Origin of the sequence: Virgibacillus xinjiangensis (assembly GCF_042643145.1) — a bacterium.
Taxonomy (GTDB): domain Bacteria; phylum Bacillota; class Bacilli; order Bacillales; family Amphibacillaceae; genus Virgibacillus_O; species Virgibacillus_O xinjiangensis.
Genome location: NZ_JBHRSA010000028.1, coordinates 33,054 through 53,883, shown reverse-complemented (window position 1 = coordinate 53,883; position 20,830 = coordinate 33,054). Strand labels below are relative to the sequence as shown.

Annotated in this window: 18 protein-coding genes; 11 read left to right on the top strand and 7 right to left on the bottom strand. The window is 46.5% G+C overall.

Translation table 11 applies throughout. The annotated features are described in order from the left end of the window. Positions 1–176: 176 nt before the first annotated feature. The 3 genes from ACFOGI_RS06840 to ACFOGI_RS06830 all read right to left on the bottom strand — a co-directional run bounded on the left by ACFOGI_RS06840 (position 177) and on the right by ACFOGI_RS06830 (position 4,501). Positions 177–1,154: a bile acid:sodium symporter family protein gene (locus ACFOGI_RS06840; RefSeq protein ID WP_390270441.1), complete on the bottom strand. Its 978-nt coding sequence runs from the start codon at positions 1,152–1,154 to the stop codon at positions 177–179. Beyond that, the gene (locus ACFOGI_RS06835; RefSeq protein WP_390270438.1) at positions 1,151–2,548 is read right to left on the bottom strand and encodes an FAD-binding oxidoreductase; all 1,398 of its coding nucleotides are present in this window, start codon (positions 2,546–2,548) and stop codon (positions 1,151–1,153) included. Before ACFOGI_RS06835 ends, ACFOGI_RS06840 begins: the two co-directional genes overlap by 4 nt. A 231-nt stretch (positions 2,549–2,779) precedes the next feature. After that, positions 2,780–4,501, bottom strand: coding sequence for a putative bifunctional diguanylate cyclase/phosphodiesterase (locus tag ACFOGI_RS06830; RefSeq protein ID WP_390270436.1), 1,722 nt, complete (start codon positions 4,499–4,501; stop codon positions 2,780–2,782). Positions 4,502–4,642: 141 nt separating this feature from the next. Between ACFOGI_RS06830 and ACFOGI_RS06825 the strand changes: the two genes are divergently transcribed. Then, positions 4,643–5,005, top strand: a complete 363-nt coding sequence (locus ACFOGI_RS06825; protein ID WP_390270433.1) for a hypothetical protein — start codon at positions 4,643–4,645, stop codon at positions 5,003–5,005. 57 nt (positions 5,006–5,062) lie between these two features. Here the strand turns inward: ACFOGI_RS06825 and ACFOGI_RS06820 are convergent, their stop codons facing one another. Further along, entirely contained in the window at positions 5,063–5,638 is a 576-nt protein-coding gene (locus tag ACFOGI_RS06820; RefSeq protein WP_390270430.1) for a CotY/CotZ family spore coat protein, read from the bottom strand. Between the two features lie 421 nt (positions 5,639–6,059). On the opposite strand from ACFOGI_RS06820, the gene ACFOGI_RS06815 reads away from it, so the two are divergent. Further along, entirely contained in the window at positions 6,060–6,869 is an 810-nt protein-coding gene (locus tag ACFOGI_RS06815; protein WP_390270427.1) for a hypothetical protein, read from the top strand. 89 nt (positions 6,870–6,958) lie between these two features. Here the strand turns inward: ACFOGI_RS06815 and ACFOGI_RS06810 are convergent, their stop codons facing one another. Together ACFOGI_RS06810 and ACFOGI_RS06805 are read right to left on the bottom strand one after the other, a co-directional pair. Further along, the gene (locus ACFOGI_RS06810; RefSeq protein WP_390270424.1) at positions 6,959–8,209 is read right to left on the bottom strand and encodes a DNA polymerase IV; all 1,251 of its coding nucleotides are present in this window, start codon (positions 8,207–8,209) and stop codon (positions 6,959–6,961) included. A gap of 146 nt (positions 8,210–8,355) precedes the next feature. After that, positions 8,356–8,616, bottom strand: a complete 261-nt coding sequence (locus tag ACFOGI_RS06805) for a hypothetical protein (protein WP_390270421.1) — start codon at positions 8,614–8,616, stop codon at positions 8,356–8,358. Positions 8,617–8,853: 237 nt separating this feature from the next. On the opposite strand from ACFOGI_RS06805, the gene dacB reads away from it, so the two are divergent. From dacB to ACFOGI_RS06780, 5 genes are all read left to right on the top strand, one after another. Next, a complete protein-coding gene (dacB, locus tag ACFOGI_RS06800; protein ID WP_390270418.1) occupies positions 8,854–10,224 on the top strand; it encodes a D-alanyl-D-alanine carboxypeptidase/D-alanyl-D-alanine endopeptidase in 1,371 nt (456 codons plus the stop codon). A 201-nt stretch (positions 10,225–10,425) separates the two neighbouring features. Continuing rightward, positions 10,426–11,286, top strand: coding sequence for a manganese catalase family protein (locus tag ACFOGI_RS06795; RefSeq protein ID WP_390270415.1), 861 nt, complete (start codon positions 10,426–10,428; stop codon positions 11,284–11,286). Between the two features lie 172 nt (positions 11,287–11,458). Continuing rightward, positions 11,459–12,862, top strand: a complete 1,404-nt coding sequence (locus tag ACFOGI_RS06790; RefSeq protein ID WP_390270413.1) for a sodium/glutamate symporter — start codon at positions 11,459–11,461, stop codon at positions 12,860–12,862. A gap of 22 nt (positions 12,863–12,884) precedes the next feature. Next, complete coding sequence (locus ACFOGI_RS06785) at positions 12,885–14,075, top strand: cation:proton antiporter (RefSeq protein WP_390270410.1); 1,191 nt, start codon at positions 12,885–12,887, stop codon at positions 14,073–14,075. Positions 14,076–14,235: 160 nt separating this feature from the next. Beyond that, a complete protein-coding gene (locus tag ACFOGI_RS06780) occupies positions 14,236–16,395 on the top strand; it encodes a type IA DNA topoisomerase (RefSeq protein WP_390270407.1) in 2,160 nt (719 codons plus the stop codon). 77 nt (positions 16,396–16,472) lie between these two features. Here ACFOGI_RS06780 and ACFOGI_RS06775 read toward each other — a convergent pair whose 3' ends face one another. Next, a complete protein-coding gene (locus ACFOGI_RS06775; RefSeq protein WP_390270405.1) occupies positions 16,473–16,976 on the bottom strand; it encodes an AMP-binding enzyme in 504 nt (167 codons plus the stop codon). A 247-nt stretch (positions 16,977–17,223) separates the two neighbouring features. Here ACFOGI_RS06775 and ACFOGI_RS06770 point away from each other — a divergent pair, with 247 nt between their 5' ends. The 4 genes from ACFOGI_RS06770 to ACFOGI_RS06755 all read left to right on the top strand — a co-directional run bounded on the left by ACFOGI_RS06770 (position 17,224) and on the right by ACFOGI_RS06755 (position 20,815). Continuing rightward, positions 17,224–17,931, top strand: coding sequence for an SDR family oxidoreductase (locus ACFOGI_RS06770; protein WP_390270402.1), 708 nt, complete (start codon positions 17,224–17,226; stop codon positions 17,929–17,931). Positions 17,932–18,115: 184 nt separating this feature from the next. After that, on the top strand, positions 18,116–19,324 hold the full coding sequence (locus tag ACFOGI_RS06765; RefSeq protein WP_390270399.1) for an NAD(P)/FAD-dependent oxidoreductase: 1,209 nt from the start codon (positions 18,116–18,118) through the stop codon (positions 19,322–19,324). Between the two features lie 287 nt (positions 19,325–19,611). Beyond that, entirely contained in the window at positions 19,612–19,863 is a 252-nt protein-coding gene (locus tag ACFOGI_RS06760; RefSeq protein ID WP_390270396.1) for a hypothetical protein, read from the top strand. 121 nt (positions 19,864–19,984) lie between these two features. Then, positions 19,985–20,815, top strand: a complete 831-nt coding sequence (locus ACFOGI_RS06755) for an ABC transporter ATP-binding protein (RefSeq protein ID WP_390270392.1) — start codon at positions 19,985–19,987, stop codon at positions 20,813–20,815. Positions 20,816–20,830 lie beyond the last annotated feature (15 nt).

Below are 20,830 nucleotides of genomic sequence, written 5' to 3'. Positions count from 1 at the left end.
GTGAAGAAAATGAATTTCAGAAAAATGAACAAAAAAATAAGGCTGTCGAGAACTTTCTCGACAGCCTGAGACGCACGTTATTTCTATAACGTGCGTCTTTTCATGCTTTTATGGAAAATGATCCGCCTACAATTATCTAAAAGGTGGTCGAGTGTTCCATTCCATCCTATTAAAAATTACTGCGCTTTCTTAGCGGGTTGTACCACTGAACTCATTTCTTTTCCTCCAGTAACCTTTTTTCTGGACCATAAGGAAGCGAGCAGAGGACCGGTAATGTTATGCCATACTGCTGCCGCAGCGCTCGGCAGGGCGGCTAATGGTTCAAAATGGACGGTTGCCAGTGAGACACCAAGACCAGAGTTCTGCATACCCACTTCCAGGGAAATGGCTCTCCGCTTCGTTTCATCCAGTCTCATCGCAAGGGCAGCCAAATAACCGAGCAGTACACCGAAAGCGTTATGCAATACCACGGAAGCAAATACAAGCAGACCGGAGGATGCGATTGTTTCTGCATTGCCTGCGACCACTGCTGCTACGATGATGATGATTGCCGCTACGGATATCAACGGGACAACATCTATGCTTTTTTCGACAGCCGTTGGAAACATTCTCTTGATCAGCAGGCCAAGTACAATCGGTACAATGATAACTTGGAAAATGGATAGGAACATTGCAGCCGGATCTACAGGCATCCATTGTCCTGCAAGCAGAAGCAGGATGAACGGGGTAGCAACTGGCGCCAACAGTGTAGACAGAGAGGTCATCGCTATAGACAGTGCGACATCACCTTTAGCAAGATACACCATCACATTGGAAGAGGTTCCTCCTGGGACGGAGCCGAGTAGTACCAGGCCGGCTGCAACAGCCGGAGGCAAATTCAATATATAGGCAATAGAGAAAGCTGCCAGCGGCATTATAACGAACTGGGCAGCTACACCGATCAAGACTGGCACAGGTTTTGTAAGAACCAGTTTAAAGTCCACTGCCTTCAGGGTGAGACCCATACCGAACATGACGATTCCGAGAAGGATGCTGACATAGGCACCAAGCCAGCTGAATTGACCCGGTGCAAAGAAAGCTATGACTGCCACAACAATGACCAATACTGCAAAGTATTTTCCTGCAAGCGTACTGATGGTATTCAAGATGTTCACTGTACAGCCTCCTCTTCTTTGTAGGATAGCTTACTTGGGTTCAGCAGACCTTTCGGATCCAATGCCTGTTTGATTTTATCCATTACTTTCAACGCATCTCCATGTTCCTTAAGCTGATATTTCCGTTTGCCGATACCAACCCCATGCTCACCTGTACAGGTCCCCCCGCGGGAAAGGGCATATTCCACGATACGGGAATTCAATTCCTGTGCTTTCTCTACCTCTTCTTTCCTGTCCATATCGATCATCAACAACACATGGTAATTTCCGTCACCAACATGTCCGGTTATGCCACCGGGGAGCCCAAGGTTTTCGAGTGCTTCCCTGGCATGATGGATGGCTCCGGCCATTTCCGTAATGGGCAGGCATACATCGGTTACCATCAGTTTTCTGCCGGGATGCCCGTGGACATAGGCGTAAGCCAGGTTGTGGCGTGCCTCCCATAATTGGTTCCGTGCTTTCGTTTCCGTCTCAAATTGCAGGTCCAAACATCCGAAATCTCCAAGAATTTCTTCGGTGAAATCAACATCTTGCTGAAGGCCTGCTTCATTGCCATGGAATTCCATGAACAGAGTAGGGACCTCCTGGTAATTCAATTCACTGTAATTATTGACCTGTTTCATGGAAGCTTCATCGACGATTTCGATCCTCGCAACCGGCACGCCGGCTTGCAGCACAGCAGTAACAGCTTCAACCGCCTCATCCACGGAGGAAAAAGAGGCTCGCGCAGCTGTAATTTGTTCCGGGATTCCATACACTTTGAGCGTAAGCTCTGTGAAACAGCCCAACGTTCCCTCCGAGCCGACGAACAGACCATTCAGATGGTAGCCTGAGGAAGATTTCGCTGCAAGGCTGCCTGAATGGATGACGGTGCCGTCTGCGAGCACGACTTCCATGTCCCGGACATTTTCCCGCATGATACCGTAGCGGACAGATAAGGTGCCACTTGCATTGGTGGCTGCCATTCCGCCTATAGTAGCATCAGCTCCCGGATCAACTGGGAAGAACAATCCATATTTTTTCAGTTCCTTGTTCAATTGGGTTCTGGTTACTCCGGGTTGTACTTTGACAAGAAAATCCTTTTCTTTGGTTTCCAATACTTTATCCATCAGAGAAAAGTCGATGCTGATTCCATGCTCTACCGGTACCACATGGCCTTCGAGGCTGGAACCGAGACCGAATGGGGTGACCGGTACGTGGTGAGAGTCAGCTATCTGCATGATCTTGCTTACCTCATCTGTGTTTCCTGGGAATACTACCGCGTCTGGAGGAACAGGCGTATGGTAGGATTCATCATGGCTATGCCGCTCCAAAACTGTTGGGTTCTCACTGATCTGATCTTCTTTCAATAGGGCCTTCAATTCAGTGACAGCTTCTTGTATTGCTGTTTCCATCTACAACTCTCCTTTATCAAGCATATCGTTTTCTATGTAGTTTCAAAAGAACACCATATTTGAACTTTCTGACTTTCCAATCTAGTATATCGGATGGGTTTTTAAAAGTCTATACAGTTTTCGACAGAAATTGTATAGGGGTTGATTTAGAAAGAGGGCTTGTATGCATAAGGAAAGAAGGTTGATAAATGAAAAAACCGCCCCATTATGGGACGGCTACAGTTCTTTTGTTTATTTTCCCGCCGGAAGGCCCGGACGGTTGGTTTGATGGTAGAGATTCGGGATCTCCTCCTTTTGGACTGGTTTGCTGAAGAGATACCCTTGCCCTTCGTTGCATTTCTGCTGTTTGAGATAGGAGAGTTGGTTTTCATTTTCAATTCCTTCTGCCAGTACCTTGAACTTTAGGTTTTTCCCCATATGGATGATGGTGTTGACGAGGAATTCCCCATCGGCATCCAGGTCGTCGATGAAAGATTTATCAATTTTAAGCGTATCGATGGGCAGTTGTTTCAAATAACTCAAGGAAGAGTAGCCGGTGCCGAAATCATCAATTGATACTTTTACCCCGATCTCCTGCAAACTGTCCAATGTATCGGAGGAATCCTTGATTTGCAGGATTGTGCCCTCGGTTATTTCCAGTTCAAGATAGGATGGGTCGAGCTGTGTTTCCGTAAGAATCTCCTTCAGCTCACAGGCGAAATTGCCGCCTTTCAATTGCAGAGGGGATACATTAACGGACGCCCGTTCCATCATGATACCTTGTTGCTGCCACGCCTTCATTTGCCGGCATACTTCATATAATACCCATCTCCCGACAGGGATGATCAGCCCGAATGTTTCCAGAATCGGAATGAATTCACTCGGCGGCACGCTCCCCAGCTCGGGGTTATGCCAGCGCAGGAGGGCTTCGATTCCTGCCATTTGGCCGTTATTCAGGTTTACCAGCGGTTGGTAAACGACGGTGAACTCTTCATTTTCCAATGCTTTTCTCAATTTCATTTCCAATTGGTAGTTGCGCTGCATTTCCATATTTTGATCCGGTGTGTTGAAGCAGTACTGATTTCCGCCCTGACTTTTAGCGTGGTACATGGCTGTATCGGCTTTACTGATCATTGCTTCGATAAACCCTTCAAAAACTGCTTCATTGGCTCCAAGCACATCACGGCTGATACCGATGCTGGCTGAAAGCAGAATTTGATGGTCATTCACCCAGAATGGCTCTGCAATCTTTGCGAGAATCCGCTCGACTACTGGCATCACATTCTGGCATTCAACTTGGTTAAGGATGACAATAAATTCATCACCGCCCTGCCTGGTGAGAAAATCCTCTTTTCCAAGGCAGTTCTTCAGCCGATTTGCGACTTCTTGTAGAACCAGATCGCCAAAACTGTGGCCAAAATTGTCATTGATCGATTTAAAGCGATCCAAATCCACAAAGAGGACGGTGAAAGGGTGTTCTCTATCTGCAGGATGCCCAGCGATCCATCTACTCAACTGGTGCCGGTTTGGCAGACCTGTAAGCGGGTCGGTGTAGGCCATCCCTTCCACATATGCTTCATATTCTTTCCGTTTGGTAATGTCATGACGAATGGCAATATATTGGTACGGCTTTCCATGCTCATTCAGAAAGGGGACAATGGTGGTATCCACCCAATAATGGCTGCCGTCTTTTGCTTTATTTTTGATCTCACCCCGCCAGACTTTCCCGGAACCGATGGTTTTCCAAAGCTCCTTGAAGAAAGACTGGGGGTGGTGGCCGGAATTGACGATGTTCTGCTTGCTTCCTACAATTTCTTTTCGGCTGTATTTTGATATTTCGCAGAACTTGTCATTGGCAAATTGAATGACTCCGCGATGATCCGTTATGGCTACAATCGATGATTCGTTGAGTGCCAATTCTATATCTCTCAGTTTCCGCTGCGTCTCCATCAGCTGTTTTGTGTCTTTATTCATGACATAACCTCATTCCTGTCTTAAGGCTTAGTCCAATTATACTATATATAGGGAAATTTGGATATTCGTGTAATTTCTTTCAATAGAAGGCACAGGAGGAGAGCCAGGATGCATAGGTTATAGTCAGGGAGGGAGTCGCTTATGTATTATTGCTGTCATCCATACAGGTATTGTCCCCGGTACGGGTATGCATACCACCCTGTTCGCCAGTTGCCTCCAGTAGACTCGGAACTTTTCTACCAGTCGGCAAACGAGATGAAGCTATTGATGGAGGAAGTCAGCCTGGTATTGGATCGGTTGGCAGAATCCAAAGAATTTGACACAGCAGTCATGCATGCCGCGCAGGCTTCTGATCAAGAGGAAGTCCAACGGCTGATTGAAAGTACAGGGATCACTTCAAAGGTAGATGTTATGTTCAACCCAGACAATATCCGATTGGAATTTACATCCAAAGTGGGAGGGGAAGACTGCTGCCATATCTCCATTGCGCTGAGGTGGAGATAGCGGAAACTCAGGAGAAAAAAACTTGCAGGAGGGAACCTGCAAGTCGGAAGCGGTATTCTAGTAATGTTTATCGGAGGAGTAACGGGACTCCGGTGTCTCGTCGGCAGGAATAGGTGTCACGGGGTCCAGGCAGGTAATTCCTGTAAAGTTCTCTAAATCAACGGTGATACAGATGCCAGTCGCCTGAAAATCGATGACACGGTCGTCTGTCGGAAAATAGGAAGAAATATTATCACTATGGTGCTTATCGGGCATCAATACATTGCACTTCTCTGTGACAGGCAGAAGCAGTTCGAGGTTGACACAGCATTTGTCGCTGAATTTCCTGGCCCGGAAGATGGGGGACTCCACACTTCCAAAGAAATGGTCCTTCCTTTTGCTCATCGGCGCCCGGAAGACACCAGCTCCTTTAAATGGTTTATCGCTGCCTTGATTGTAGAGGAGGAATGGGATGGTGGTATTTCGGGGGCCATGCGCAGCACCGCGCAACTGCTGGATGGAACTGTAGCAATCACCCGACCCGTAATCCTCTTCGATTTCTTTTTGAGCTTTCACGATTTCCTTTACCACGTCACAAATGCAATGGCTGTCATAATGATGGTAGAATTCATGTTCCCTTCTGCATCTACTCATATATTATCCCTCCTTTCCCTTTCAACATATGCGTGGGGAAGGAAGAGAGGATGTTTCATAGTCTAGTTAATGGGAGAATGAGCAAGCAGTCTAATAGAGAAAAATGAGTCATTTACTCAGGGGAATTTGCCGACTCGGCGGGAACTTTTTTTCATATACATATAGCAAACCTTACCAAAGGTTTTCCCATACCCTGGGTTATTTCTCCTTTTCAGAAAAAGCCGGTCATACACTGGCTTTTTCCCTTTCCCCCAAAGGCCTCACCCATCATTTTTTCGCCTAATATATCAAAATGTGCTCATGCAGTGGTGCATTCATCTATTCAAATATGGAGCAGGTTACATATACAAGTAGTGTAAGGAAGTTGCAGAGATCAACGGCAGAAACTTCCTAATAAAAAACGGAAAAGGAGGAATTTGATTTGTCACGTAGAAGGTATTTTGATGACCACTATGAAGGTCATGATGACTACAAGGATCACAAAGACAGGGATCACAGGGATTTTGACCGAAGAGACGATAAACATCATTGCGACCGCTGTGGACATTATCACTGTGAATGTGGCAGACAAGGGGAATTAGTAGAAAAAGTCATTCTTTCCAAAGAGGTGCAGAAAACAGCCGAATTTGCTTTGCCGGCTGCGATCGGTCCGCTTACACCTGGGCTTCCAGCCTTGCCAGATATTATTGGTTTATTGGGTGGTGTCGTAAATGCTACAATTGAACCCAATTTCAATAACATTCAGCAGGAAGTTACTGTCCTTAAAGACAAAGTAATTAATCTTGGTTATATTCCAGCTACTTTGAATGTTACTCTTGCTGCAGGTGACCCACTAGAAATCCCAATTCGTATTTTCTTCCAAGAGCATACGCATTGTCCGGGAATCTGCCCTGGAGATACAGTTACTGAAACTAGGCCGGAAGTTGAGGCAGTTTTGAATGAGCCATTGGTGGGTACAGATGCTTCTGGCGCAACCTTCATTAATTTGCTTTTATTTAAGGCAGTGGTCCGGACACACATCACTGTTACCCGTCAAGGCATTGAGAGAAATGGCAAGTTCTATGACTTGAATAACCGGCGCTGCGAGCCTACTACTACTCCAGTTCCAATTGAAACACCTCTTGATCTGACAGCAGGGCCTCTTCCTACTCCAGCTAACGGAGGCGTTGCTCCAGCTCAGAACACTCAGCAAACTAACAATAACAACAATGATGGAGGAACCACCTCCTAATTAAAAAGGCCAAGAAAGAAACCCGGCAACCTGGGTTTCTTTCGTTTTCTCCAGTTTAATACAAGCTTACCCGCAAAAAAACCATCTCTTCACGCATAATGCCCGCCAATTTTTCTGCTCCGCTCCAAGGTAATCCCGGCATCGGTATAGCTGGAGGCACGCAGGATGGCAGTAGAGCCGAATTTATCGCGGATTTCATCCATTACATAGCCGATATCATTTTTCTTGGTTCGGTCCTCAAACAGGTTCAGTTGGGTTTCCTGTTTATCGAACAAATTATCGAGGGTGACGTAGACTCGGCGGATGCTGCTTTTTCCGTCATAGAATTCATGGAATAACTGCTGGCAGACATGATAGACATCCATCGTCACATTGGTGGGCAGGTCGATCGAGCGGGAACGGGAAAAGCCGCCGCCCGTTTCTTGGGAGTAACCGATGCCGAGATGGATGGTCTTTCCTGACTTTCCGGCTGTCCTTGCTCTGCGGCATACTTCCTCACAGAGATCAAGGATACATACGGCTGCTTCCTCTTGGGAGTAATCTCTCAATAGGGAAATGCCATGTCCGAATCCTTTCTGCTCCTGCTTGGTGAATTCCCCAAAAACAGGGCTCAGGTCAATCCCCCAAGCATGCCAGTACAACTGCTCTCCCATGATGCCGAACCGTTTCCTCAGCCGGTCCGGGTCGAATCTGGCGAGCTGTCCCAGGGTGACGATGCCCATGCGGTTCAAATTGCGTTTCATCCTGCTGCCGATTCCCCAGATATCTTCCACAGGGAAGGGCCACAGTTTCTCCTCCACATCCTCATACCGGCATTCGGCAATGCCCTGTTTCTTGGCATGGAGGTCCATCACGACCTTTGCCAGAAATTTATTGTCTCCAATTCCGATGGAGGAGGTGATGCCGAAACTTTCCTTGATATCCCGCTTGATTTTACGGGCAGCTTCCCATCGATTGCCGAACAGCCTTTCGAGTCCATTGACGGTGACCCAGACTTCATCCACGGAATATTGGTGGATGGCTTCCTTGGGGACATATTGATGGATCAGTCTGGTAATCTCCACAGACATTTGCAGATAGTCCGCCATATGTGCAGGCACGATATGGATGTCCGGATCATCCGGCAGTTCGAAAAAACGGCTGACATTGCTGATGCCGTATTTCTTCTTCAACTGGGGAGAAGCAGCTAGAACAATACTCCCCGGACGGTTTGGATCGCCGACCACCGCAAGCATGGTCTTCATGGGATCCAGCCCCAATTTCACTGCTTCCACGCTTGCATAGAATGACCGCATATCAATGCACAGCACATCATTGCGGGGATATGAGGAATAATCCACTGTCTTTCACCACCTAACAGAACGTTTGTTCTTATTATATACACTTCCTTTTCATTATCAATGGAAATAAATTGAAGGCCTCCGACAATGGAAGTGAAGGATTACTTCACCAAAAAAAGGAAGCTCCACATGAGCTTCCTGAAGGATTACAACGTGTTTCGTCCTGATGGCTGCAATTGTTGGCGCGCCTGCTCCAACTGTTTTTGAGCTTGCTGGAATTGCGGGTTGTTCTGAACCTGTGTCCCCATCTGTGCTTGTGCTATTTGCAGTCCCTGTTCCGCCTGCTTCAGCAAGCGCTGGGCTTCTTGGACTTTACCGGGGTCCGTGTTTGATTGAGCCTGTTCCATTGCCTGCTGGATTTGCTGGGTTGTTTCATATAGTTCCTGCTGTGGGTTTTGCTCCGCCATTTGCGAGACACCTCCGATATTTGTTGAGCAGCATATGGGCTCTTTGTTTAGATTTCCATCAATCCTTCTATCCTATGTACAGGAAATACAGCTTCCTGAAGAACAAGTTTTTGTAAGGCTTGTCTGTTTTTGTTTGATATAACTACCATATTGCAAATATAAAGAAAAATAAGTGTTCTTGCGTGGTTCTTTACTCGATAGATGGTATGATGAAAAAAAGAAAAAAGGGAGCGGTGCATGGTGAAGGAACAACTGAAGAATTTTCTCAAAAGTGATCCAAGATTGACGGGGGCTTTGGCTGGTGTCAGCATCCGATCTGCACGGACGGGAGAAAAATTGTTTGACCATATGGGGGACATACGCTTTCGTCCTGCCTCCAATATGAAACTGTTCACCTCGGCAGCCGCACTTACCGTGCTGGGTGCCGGTTACACCTTTTCCACAGAGCTTGGAACAGACGGCAGGACGGAAGGGGAATTGCTGAGGGGAAACTTGTTTTTGCGCGGGAAAGGGGATCCGACGCTGCTGCCGGCAGATCTTGAACGTTTTGCAGAAAAAATCCGAGAGGCCGGCATAAAGCAGATTGCAGGAGATGTGATTGGTGACGGAAGCTGGTATGATGACGTGCATCTTTCACCCGATCTCAGTTGGAGTGATGAACAGTATTACTATGGAGCACAGGTTTCAGCTTTAACGGTAGCACCTGATGAGGATTATGATGCAGGTTCCGTCGTTGTCGAGGTGGAACCAGGCATGGCAGTCGGTGATCGGCCCGAAATCCACATCTTTCCGGAAACGGACTATGTGGAGGTGGTCAATGAGGCATGGACGGATTCCGGGGGTGAGGAGTCAAGTATCAAAATTGAACGAAGGCATGCCACGAATATGGTGGTCGTGAAAGGAGCCATTCCCCTTGGAGGAGAGACGGAAAAGGAATGGATGTCCGTCTGGGATCCGGCAATCTACACAACACAATTGTTCGGCCGAGCATTGGAGGACCGGGACATCAGCTGGACCGGGAAGCTGAAGGCAGGGGAAGCACCGGAGGATATGAACATTCTTTATACAGACCGTTCCATGCCACTGGCAGAACTGCTGGTTCCCTTCATGAAATTAAGCAACAATGGACACGGAGAGATCATGGTGAAGGAGATGGGGAAAATCACTCATGGGGAGGGGAGTTGGGAAAATGGACTCAGGGTTGTAGAATCGGAAATCCCAAAACTGGGTGTCAATGGAGACACCCTATCCATCCGTGACGGCTCCGGTCTTTCCCACTTCAATCTGATTCCGGCTAATGAAATCACTCAATTGTTGTATGAAATTCAAAAAGAGGAATGGTTCCCTGCATATTTCCATTCTCTCCCGGTCGCGGGGAACGAAGAGCGGAAAATTGGCGGGACTCTCAGGGAGCGCATGCAGGGGATAACCGTCCAGGCCAAAACAGGAACTATCCACGGTGTCAGCACCCTATCCGGATATATGGAAGATACGGATGGAGAAAGGGCCATTTTTTCCATCATGATCAATAATCTGCTGGATGAAGAGGAAGGAAAGTCGATAGAAGATGATCTACTGAAGATAATGGTACAGGGAAGCTGGAATTGACAGAACCAGCCAGACTATTCGCGGATCTTTGATGGGAAAAGTACCTGGAAAAAGACGCATCACCCTAAATGGGTGATGCGTCTTTTTCGGATGGCACACACTGTTTATGCTATTTCCTTTCACACGTCAAGGTAAGGATGAATACCTAATATAGGGGGTAGGTGTTTACCCGGTTTTCAAATACGAAAAGGAAGTGAGCAAATGTTCTATCATGTAAAGGAATTGCAATACCATGCCAAGCCGGAACGTCCGGATCCCATTTACGCGAAAAAGTTGCAGGAGGTTTTGGGCGGGCAGTTTGGTGAAATCTCCGTAGCTATGCAGTACCTTTTTCAGGGATGGAATACACGAGGAGATGGCAAGTACCGGGATCTGTTGATGGATACCGGTACGGAAGAGATGGCCCATATAGAGATGCTGGCGACCATGATTGCCAGACTGCTGGATGGGGCACCGGATGTGGAGCTGGAAGATGCGGCCAAGAATCCGGTAGTTGCAGCAATTCTTTCAGGGGAAAACCCGCAGCATAAAATTGTCTCTGGGCTGGGTGCCATGCCGTCAGACAGCGTAGGCAACCGTTGGACAGCGGATTACATTATTGCAAGCGGAAATCTGCTGGCAGATTTCCGGGCAAACCTGAATGCAGAGTCACAGGGACGTTTGCAAGTAGCAAGGTTGTATGAAATGACCAATGACCGCGGGGTAAAAGATATGCTCTCCTGGCTGCTGGCTCGTGATACGATGCATCAGAATCAGTGGTATGCTGCGATCAGGGAGCTGGAAGAGAAGGAAAACATAGTGGTTCCGAGCACGTTCCCAAGAGAACTGGAAAAACAGGAAGTAGCTTATACGCTATTCAATTACTCCAAAGGCCATGAGAGTGCAGAGGGAAGATGGGCTCACGGTCCGAGCATGGATGGCTGTGGGGTTTTCAATTATGTCGATAAACCGGTAGCGTATGGTGATGTGCCACATTTGAAGCCGGCACCCCCATATGTGTTTGATACGCCGCCTTGGGCAATGAGGAATTCGGACGATTTACCTGATCCGGATATGAAATAATCATGGATTGCTCCAGCCGGTCAAGGGCCCATGCCTTTGATCGGCATTTTTTATTGCGCAAAAGGTCGGGTTCTATGCTTGGTCTGTCGGTAATTCTCTCTTTGTTTGTTTCAAGCACAAAAATCAGGGGAACAATCCAAGCAATATATCAAATGGAAAGGAGGGTTCAGCCTTGACCCCTGATCAAATAGGTTTTGCTTTATTATACTTAGGTGTATTTCTACTTATTGGTAAATGGATACGTATTCGGGTGAAATGGCTGCAGAATTTATTTCTACCATCATCTGTGATTGGTGGGTTTCTAGCCCTGCTTCTAGGGCCACAAGTGCTCGGAAGTATACTTATGACAGGAGAAGATTCGTTTTGGGCCACTGGAATTCTCACACCAGAGGTGATGCAGGTGTGGAAAGAACTCCCCGGCCTGCTGATCAATGTCGTGTTTGCTACACTGTTTTTGGGAGCGACACTGCCAAGTCTTTCTAAAATCTGGGATGTTGGTGGACCACAATTGGCATTTGGTTGGACGTTGGGATGGGGGCAGTATGTGATCGGCATTTTGCTTGCTGTGTTGGTGCTGTCCCCCGTATTCGGAATGCCGCCCATGGCGGGAGCGCTCATTGAAATAGGGTTCGAGGGAGGACATGGCACCGCGGCCGGGCTGCAGTCCACATTTGAGGAAATGGGCTTCGCAGATGCTTATGACTTGGCTATCGGGTTAGCTACCGTCGGTATTCTATCCGGAGTGGTTGTAGGCATCATTCTCGTCAACTGGGCTGTCCGACGGGATAAAACAAATGTCATCAAGGACGTACGGGATTTTTCCACCCTGAGGAAGGCTGGCATCATGGAATTTGAAAACAGGGACCCGGCAGCAAAAATGACGGTCCGTCCCGAGTCGATCGAACCGCTTTCGTTGCATTTTTCCGTCGTAGCGCTAGCTATCTTGACGGGGTATCTGCTCCTGCAATTGCTGATCTGGCTGGAGAGTGTTACTTGGGGTGCATGGACAGGCTCCGACTTTATGACATATATTCCGTTATTCCCTCTTGCCATGATCGGCGGTATTCTAGTACAGGCTTTCTTCCATAAAGTGGATAATGCTAAACTACTGGATCGTCCGATGATCAATCGAATCCAAGGGTTTGCCCTGGACCTGTTGATACTTACTGCCATTGCTACCGTATCCCTCGATGTGATTGGCCAACATATTGATCCATTCCTGCTGCTGGCAGCAGCGGGTATTGCTTGGAATGTATTCGGCTTTCTGATTCTGGCACCACGCATTATTCCTACCTACTGGTTTGAACGCGGAATTGGTGATTTCGGCCAATCGATGGGTATTACAGCAACTGGGCTGCTGCTGATGCGGGTGGCCGATCCAGAAGCCAAGTCTCCTGCCTTTGAAGGTTTTGGCTATAAACAACTGATATTCGAGCCGTTTCTTGGCGGAGGTTTGGTCACTGCATTGTCCGTACCACTTATCTATCAACTGGGCGCCATGACATTCTTGATTTTCGCTGCGGTCATGTGCTTGATCGGATTGCTCGTAGGGTTGCTCCACTTTGGCAGGAAATAGAGGATAATGGAAAAAGGAGTTGATGCAATTGACGTCACATCATGTACTGTTACTGCTTCTTATTGGGTATGTCGTTTATTCGATTGACAAAAAACAGAAGAACTTCCCTGTACCGGTAGTGCTAGTGCTATGTGGGCTGCTGCTTTCTCCCATCCCATATTTCGATGAGCTCACGGTCAGCCAGAAAATGATCTTCAACGTTTTCCTGCCAGCATTACTGTTTGTTTCAGCATACAGTTTTCCATTGGATGCTTTGAAAAAGAACCGAGGGATCATTCTTACTCTGGGTACGGCCGGTCTGATGCTGACCGTCCTGCTGTTCGGGGCGGCGATTTATACAGCGGCGAATCTATTTGTCTCTGTATCTCTGATAGGAGCATTGTTGGTGGCATCCATATTGGCCCCGACAGACCCTGTTTCTGTTGTGTCTATTCTCAAGCAGTCTTCAGGTGATGAAAAAATTGCCGATATCGTCGAAGGAGAGTCAATGTTGAACGATGGCACCAGTATTGTACTGTTCACCATATTCCTTGGCATGTTCACCAGTGGTACAGATTTTTCCTTTGCCAGATTCATTGGTGAATTTTTGCTTGTCTCTTTAGGAGGAGTACTACTGGGAGCGGTATTTGGCTGGTTGATGAGCAAGGCCATCCATTACTCCCATCACAGGACTTATCAAGTGATGCTCAGCATCATCATTGCTTATGGCAGTTTCTATCTTGGTGAAACCGTCGGCGTCTCCGGTGTGCTTGCGACAGTCACTGCAGGTCTTATGCTATCTTTCGAATTCGGAAGAAATATCAAAGAAGATCATTTTCGCGATTCCTTGGATGGCTTTTGGGATGTGACCGAATCATCCGTACTTGCCTTGCTGTTTCTTTTAATTGGGATCCAAGCAGCAGACTATCTGTTGTTCTCCGGCTGGACGGCAGCCATCATCATTTTTCTTCTGTCCCTTCTTGTACGGTGGATTGTTTTATCTGGGTTTACCTTCGTGGTACCTGCATGGAAGCACGTTTTTTCATGGAGTGACACGGTATTGATTTCCTGGTCGGGCATCAAGGGCGCTATGTCTGTCGCTCTGTTGATGGGATTTGAAGCGGCATCCAACAGTGATGATCTGTTGGTGTCCCTGTCATTTGCAGCCATCATTTTATCTCTCATCATACAGAGTGCAGGTATTTATCCACTGACAAAAAAATTAAAAGGTTAGGGGAGTGCCTCCGATGGTTAGTTGCCGTTGGAGGCATATTTATTAGGGGATTGTTTGTTCGCTTTGCGTTTGGTAGTATAATAGAATAGCAATAGACACCAATATTTCCCTCCGAAACTTTCTCCACTTAATCCACTACAGAAGAATAAGGTGATGAATGATGAAATTAATTCTCGCAGAAAAACCATCGGTCGCGAAAAACATTGCTGACGCACTGGGAATCAAAACAAAACGGGATGGCTATTTTGAAGGAAGCGGCTACCTGATCACATGGGCTTTCGGACATTTGGTTGAATTGTATGATGCCAAAGATTATGACAGCAGAATGACCCGTTGGAAAATGGATAACTTCCCTTTTATCCCTGAAAACTTTCAATATAAAGTAAAAAGCAGTTCAAGAGATAGGAGCCAGACCGATGGAGGAGCTGCCAAGCAGTTGAAGACGGTTCATTCACTGATGAAACGGGCCGATGTTGAAGTTGTCATATCTGCGTGTGACTATGACAGAGAAGGTCAGCTGATCGGTGACAGCATCATCTATCGGGGAGGCAAGCCCAAAAAACAGGTCTATCGTCTTTTGTTGAATGAATGGACAAAGAAAGAAGTTATCAGAGGCTTGGAGAATCTCCACCCGAATGACAGCATGAAGAATCTTAGGGATGCTGGGATCAGCAGACAGTGGGCGGATTGGGTGATCGGCATCAATCTTACCTCTGTTGCGACGCTAAAGTATCAATCAGGGAAGGGTAAAGCCCTGAATATCGGGCGGGTACTGCTGCCGACACTGAAGATCATTTATGATCGCGATAAAGAAATAGCAGAATTCCAGCCGGAAAGCTATTTTAAACTGACAGCCGACTTTGAAACAGACAAAGGGGCTGCCTATCAGGGGATTTACCGGGAAGGAAAGGAGGAAAAATTCAAGGATCAAGAAAAGCTTCAAAAGGTTCAGGAAGCAGTCCGTCAGCAAAAGGGCATTGTGCAAGACAAGCAGGTAGAAAGAAAGAAGGAATTCCCTCCATTTTTATTCAATCTGTCGAATCTCCAAGGTTATATTACGAACCGTTATAATGGGTGGACTTCAGACAAAGTGCTAAAAGCAGCGCAATCTTTGTATGAAAAGAAGTTGATCACCTATCCGAGGACATCCAGTACTGCCTTGGAAGAGAGTCTGGTGGGGAAAACGGCACATGTCCTGAAGACCCATGCAGAAGATTCACCGTTTAAGGATGAAATAAACTTTGTTAAGAGCCGGCGGATATTCAATAATGCAAAGGTGGAAAGCCATAGTGCCATCATTCCGACCTATTTGAAGCCGAAGCATCTTCGAGGAGAGGAACGAATTGTCTACCAGGCTATCCTCCACCGGTTCGTTGCACAATTTATGCCGGTTGCCGAATATGAAGAGACCAGGTTACAGACGAAAGTGGAAACAGCAGCTGGGGTTTTTGTCACAAAAGGCAGGGTACAGCTCGTCGAGGGTTGGAAAAAAGTTGAAAACATTCAATCCAAGGAATCAATATTGCCGTCGGTAGAAAGAAATGAAATGGCAGCTGTCACGGGCAATGAAATTTCCTCCCATGTCACAAAACCACCTAAAAATCATACCGAACGCACCCTGTTAAAGGTTATGGAAACATGCGGCAAAAACTACAAAGGCGAGGAAGATGATGAACAGGAAGTCGGGGCCATCCTTGCAGGATTCAGTATTGGCACGGCTGCAACCAGAGCGGAAACCATTAAAAAGCTGAAAGATGTCGGCTATATAGAGGCAAAGGGGAAGAGTTTAAGTTGTACTGCACTTGGTGTGAAAATGGTGGAAACCTTCCCCGTCAAAGATTTGTTTGACCTGGAATTTACAGGAAGATTGGAAAAGGAGCTTTCCGATATCCAGAAAGGAAATGCCGATAAACGGAAGTTTTTGCGCACAATCTTCCAGTTCATCAGGGAATCAGTCGCTGTGATCAAAGAGGGGGAGGAAGTGATCATCCGTCAGCTTGACAGCAAGCCGACGGCCAAAGAAGTGCTGGGCATATGTCCGGAATGTGGAGGAGAGGTGAAGGAAGGGTTCAAGGGTTTCGGCTGTGAAGGTTATGGGAAGAAGTGCCAATTCATGGTCTGGAAAAATGATAAATATCTTGCAGCGATGAGGAAAAGACCAACGAAGACCATGGTGAAATCCCTGTTGAAAAATGAGCGAGCTCATGTGAAAGGTTTGACCAGCAAAAAAGGCAAGAAATTCAGTGCGTATTTATCCTACAAAAAAAATAGAGAAAAAGGCTATTACAGCTGGGAAATGGAATTCAAGAACAAGAAATAACGGAGAGCATCCGGTTGCGGCGTCCCCATCCTGCTAAAAAACTTAGGCCGGAACGGCAACCTATTCCGGCCTATGACTTATATGATGTCCCGTAATTGGATTTTCAAAATTTTACCGCTAGCTGTTTTTGGAAGTTCCTCCATGAAAGTGATGTTTTTCGGACAAGCATACGGTTCAAGCTTAGCAGCAGCGTAGTCGATCAGCTGCTGTTCTGTAAGGTCGGCTTCTTCATGCAGAACGACAAAGGCGTGGGTCTTCTCGCCTAATTCAGTGTCTGGCAGTACTAGAACAGCCACTTCTTCTACTTCCGGGTGCTGATAGAGAATTCTTTCTATCTCCAACGGGGAAAGTTCCTCCCCATCATAAATGGTATCCCTGTTACGTTCCACCACCTCAATCCGGCCATTTTCATCTATGGTTCCCATATCTCCGGTGCGGAGCCATCCGCCAGGGAGCTCCTGCCCATTCTGGCTGATGGGTGTCACACTGTTTCCTTTGACAACAATTTCACCGACTTCCCTGCCGTCAGGCGAAACGTCCTTGCCATCTTTATCAACCACACGTACTTGTGTATTTACCATATTTATCCCCACCTTTATGATTAGTGATTTCCCTTTCGGTTTATTGAGAATATTATAACACATTTTTTGAAAGCGTTTAACTTCTAGCTGTCATTCTTATCAGGTATAAGCTGAAACCACTACAAGCTGGAAATGTCCATTGTAAGGGGCCGGAGAACATGCTTAAAATAGGAAGGGGAAGGGAATATATCTATAGCAGGAAAAACAGTGGGATTGGATTTATTTCATCCTTAAGGAGGTTCATAGTATGGAGTTAACAGGGAAAACAGCAATAATAACAGGTGCAAGCGCCGGTATAGGGCAGTCCATCGCAGAGCATCTAGCAGAAGAAGGGGCTAATGTGGTGCTGGCTGCCAGAAGTGCTGAAAAGCTGGAAGCCATCTCCGAGTCCATCAACACAAGAGAAGGCGGCAAGGCCATTGCTGTTCAGACAGATGTTACGGATAAAACTGCTGTCGACCGTCTATTTAAGAAGGCAACAGAGGAGTTTGGCGACATCGATATCTATGTCAACAATGCTGGCTTGGTACTTTCCTCAGCGATTACCGACAGGGAAGTGGGAGCATGGGACAAGATGATCGATGTGAATATCAAAGGTGTATTATATGGGATCGACTCGGTGCTGCCACAAATGTTGGACAGGTCCCAAGGTCATATCGTCAATATCGACTCAGTGTCTGGGCATGAAGTCAATAAATCAAGTGCGGTCTATGCAGCAACAAAGTATGCAGTCCGAGCCATCTCTGAAAGCTTAGAGAAGGAGTTGGCCCGAACAGGGGTGAAAGTCAGCAATATTTCCCCTGGGAGAGTGGACACGGAAAGAGTGCTCCGAAAGCTTGGGGATGACCCGAAACGCAAGCCTCTGAAACCGGCGGATGTAGCACGTGCGGTTATTTATGCGGTCACACAGCCTGATTACGTGAATGTGAACGAAATAATAGTAAGACCGGTATAGATGCCGGTTTTTCAAGTCCATCAGAAATTGATAGCGTATTTCTTGTAACTTTGCTATTATGGTAATGGTGTTCATAGCAATTAGTAATAAGCGAATTGAACAGGTCTTTGTGAAATAATTAATTTGTTCAAGCGCTTAGGATATCCAACCATAAATGAGCTGGAAAAAGAAAGGGGAAAGTTCAATGACTAAACCAAAAATCGTTGTTCTGGGAGCAGGATATGCAGGACTGACAACTACTAAGCGTCTCACACAACAATTGAGCCCGGAAGAAGCGGAAATCGTACTAGTCAACAAACACAATTACCATTATGAGACTACATGGCTTCATGAAGTAGCAGCCGGAACCATCAATCCGAATCAGGCGCGTGTCATGATCAGTGATGTAGTAAACCCCAAGCGGGTGCGTCTCATTTATGATAGTGTAGTAAAAGTGAAAAAAGACGAAAATATCGTCGTACTCGAAAACAGTGAAATTAGTTATGATTACCTTGTATTCGCCTTAGGCTTCGAGTCCAATGACTTCGGTATCAAGGGAATGGATGAACATGCATTCGCTATTGAAGACATGGATTCCAGCCGCATGATCAGCGAACACATCGAATACCAGTTCGCAAAATATAAAACGGAAGAGAACCCAGATGAAAACAGTCTGCACATCCTGGTTGGCGGAGCTGGCTTTACTGGTGTAGAGTTTGTCGGGGAACTTGCCGAGAAAGTGCCAGAGCTGTGTCAGAAGTATGATATCGACCGTAGCAAAGTCCGTATCATTAACGTGGAAGCTGCACCATCCATCCTGCCGATGTTTGACAAGGACCTTGTGGAGTATGGCAAGAAATCCTTGGAGGATCGCGGTGTGGAATTCCGAATCGGAGCTCCGATTTCCGAATGTACACCGGAAGGCTTTGTTGTAGGTGATGATAAGGAACTGATCAAAGCTGGTACAGTAGTATGGACCGGCGGAGTTAAAGGAAGCAGCGTATTGGAAGCATCCGGCTTCGAACTGACAAAAGGGAAAGTGAATGTGGATGCCGATCTTCGTATGACTGGTGAAAACAACCTGTTTGTACTAGGTGACTGTTCCTGGGTTTGGAATAAAGAAGAAGATCGTCCATATCCACCAACCGCACAGCTTGCCATGCAGGAAGCCAATGTTGCAGCTAAGAATATCAAATCACTTATTTACAACCAGCCTCTGGAAGACTTTGTTTTCAAAAGCAAAGGTACTGTCGCTTCCCTTGGTACAACCGATGGAATCGGAAGTGTGTTCGATGGCCGCAAGCTTCAGGGCAAAGCAGCTGCAGCCATGAAGAAAGTGGTCGACAACCGTTCCCTGTTCCTCATCGGTGGTCCGAAGCTTCTGCTGAAAAAAGGGAAAGTACGTCCTTTCTAATATTTCATGCCGAGCAACGTATTGGGAGATATGTAAACTATGAGGAGGTAGGTTTCTAATGAAAAAAGGGACTTTGTATGGAATTTTACTTGTAATTGCTTCGGTCATCGGATACAGGATGGCAAGCGACTTCATCGAGGAGACAAGAGATTTCCGCTGATGATAGGCAGATCAGGAACGGCCGCCGGTATAAAACTGGCGGCCGTTTTTTATATGCCAACTAATGTGAATTATGTCACTGACATTAGGAGGTGCTTGGAGTACAATAGGTTTTAGGAGGGATGTTTGTGACTATTGAACTTATTATTTTATTGATTGTATTATTCATAGCTGCCATGGGAGGCACATTCTTCGCTTTCAGACAGGAAGAAAAGAAGATGAAAAAGTATGAAGAAGAGGGAACTACACCAGAAGATGAAATGAGACGTTCCCTGGAATATGAGGAGAATTCCTTAAAATCCAATATACCTCTTCAAATCTGGATTTATTCGATTACGATCATACTTTCTTTGGTGGCGTTCGGTTTTTATCTCTTCTAATAGAAGATTAACCAATTGAAAATGATTATCATTGACTTAACCATCAAGAACCAATAAACTGGAGATAACAAATATTGAAGACGAACTGAGGCAGTGTATCGTTAGAAGGGGAGCGGATCCAATGAAGACATTATCAGCGAATGACCTGACACTCGGCTATGGCGACCATATCATCATCGATGAATTGGACATCACCATTCCCAAGGGTGAAATAACTGTGCTGATTGGGGCAAATGGCTGTGGAAAATCTACATTATTGCGATCAATGGCCCGTCTCCTCAAACCGAAGAATGGAGATGTAGTGCTGGACGGGGAGGATATTTCCAAGATGGCAACAAAAGATGTTGCAAGGAAACTATCCATCCTTCCCCAGAGTCCTGTAAGTCCAGAAGGCCTAACGGTGTATGAACTGGTGAAGCAGGGTAGAAATCCTCATCGGAAGCTGCTTAAAAAATGGTCGAAGGAAGATGAAGAGGCTGTCGTCCATGCCTTGGAATCCACCAATATACTGGAACTGAAAGACAGGTTCGTCGATTCCTTGTCAGGCGGTCAGCGCCAGCGTGCCTGGATTGCCATGACTTTGGCACAGGAGACGGATACGATCTTGCTGGATGAACCCACAACTTACCTTGATATGACCCATCAAATTGATGTCCTGGATCTGTTGTTCGATCTAAATGAAAGAGAAGGACGTACCATCGTCATGGTGCTTCATGACCTGAACCTTGCCTGCAGGTATGCCCATCATATTGCAGCAATTAAAGGAAAGAAAGTATTCGCCCAGGGAAAGCCAGAAGAGATTATTACTTGCAATTTGGTCCATGATGTTTTCCAAATGAAATGCGATGTGACATTTGATCCAATGTTCGGCACTCCGATGTGTATTCCGCATGGAAAGGGTCGCTGCATAGCTGCTGGAAAAACACGCCTGTCTTCCCTTTCAACCGGATAGACCTTTTATCCCGCC

Bases quoted from the DNA above. Each gene is read 5' to 3' on its own strand.
- ACFOGI_RS06835 (WP_390270438.1), bottom strand. From the start codon at position 2,548: ATGGAAACAGCAATACAAGAAGCTGTCACTGAATTGAAGGCCCTATTG.
- ACFOGI_RS06830 (WP_390270436.1), bottom strand. From the start codon at position 4,501: ATGAATAAAGACACAAAACAGCTGATGGAGACGCAGCGGAAACTGAGA.
- ACFOGI_RS06825 (WP_390270433.1), top strand. From the start codon at position 4,643: ATGTATTATTGCTGTCATCCATACAGGTATTGTCCCCGGTACGGGTAT.
- ACFOGI_RS06820 (WP_390270430.1), bottom strand. From the start codon at position 5,638: ATGAGTAGATGCAGAAGGGAACATGAATTCTACCATCATTATGACAGC.
- ACFOGI_RS06805 (WP_390270421.1), bottom strand. From the start codon at position 8,616: ATGGCGGAGCAAAACCCACAGCAGGAACTATATGAAACAACCCAGCAA.
- dacB (WP_390270418.1), top strand. From the start codon at position 8,854: ATGGTGAAGGAACAACTGAAGAATTTTCTCAAAAGTGATCCAAGATTG.
- ACFOGI_RS06795 (WP_390270415.1), top strand. From the start codon at position 10,426: ATGTTCTATCATGTAAAGGAATTGCAATACCATGCCAAGCCGGAACGT.
- ACFOGI_RS06785 (WP_390270410.1), top strand. From the start codon at position 12,885: ATGCAATTGACGTCACATCATGTACTGTTACTGCTTCTTATTGGGTAT.
- ACFOGI_RS06780 (WP_390270407.1), top strand. From the start codon at position 14,236: ATGAAATTAATTCTCGCAGAAAAACCATCGGTCGCGAAAAACATTGCT.
- ACFOGI_RS06775 (WP_390270405.1), bottom strand. From the start codon at position 16,976: ATGGTAAATACACAAGTACGTGTGGTTGATAAAGATGGCAAGGACGTT.
- ACFOGI_RS06770 (WP_390270402.1), top strand. From the start codon at position 17,224: ATGGAGTTAACAGGGAAAACAGCAATAATAACAGGTGCAAGCGCCGGT.
- ACFOGI_RS06765 (WP_390270399.1), top strand. From the start codon at position 18,116: ATGACTAAACCAAAAATCGTTGTTCTGGGAGCAGGATATGCAGGACTG.
- ACFOGI_RS06755 (WP_390270392.1), top strand. From the start codon at position 19,985: ATGAAGACATTATCAGCGAATGACCTGACACTCGGCTATGGCGACCAT.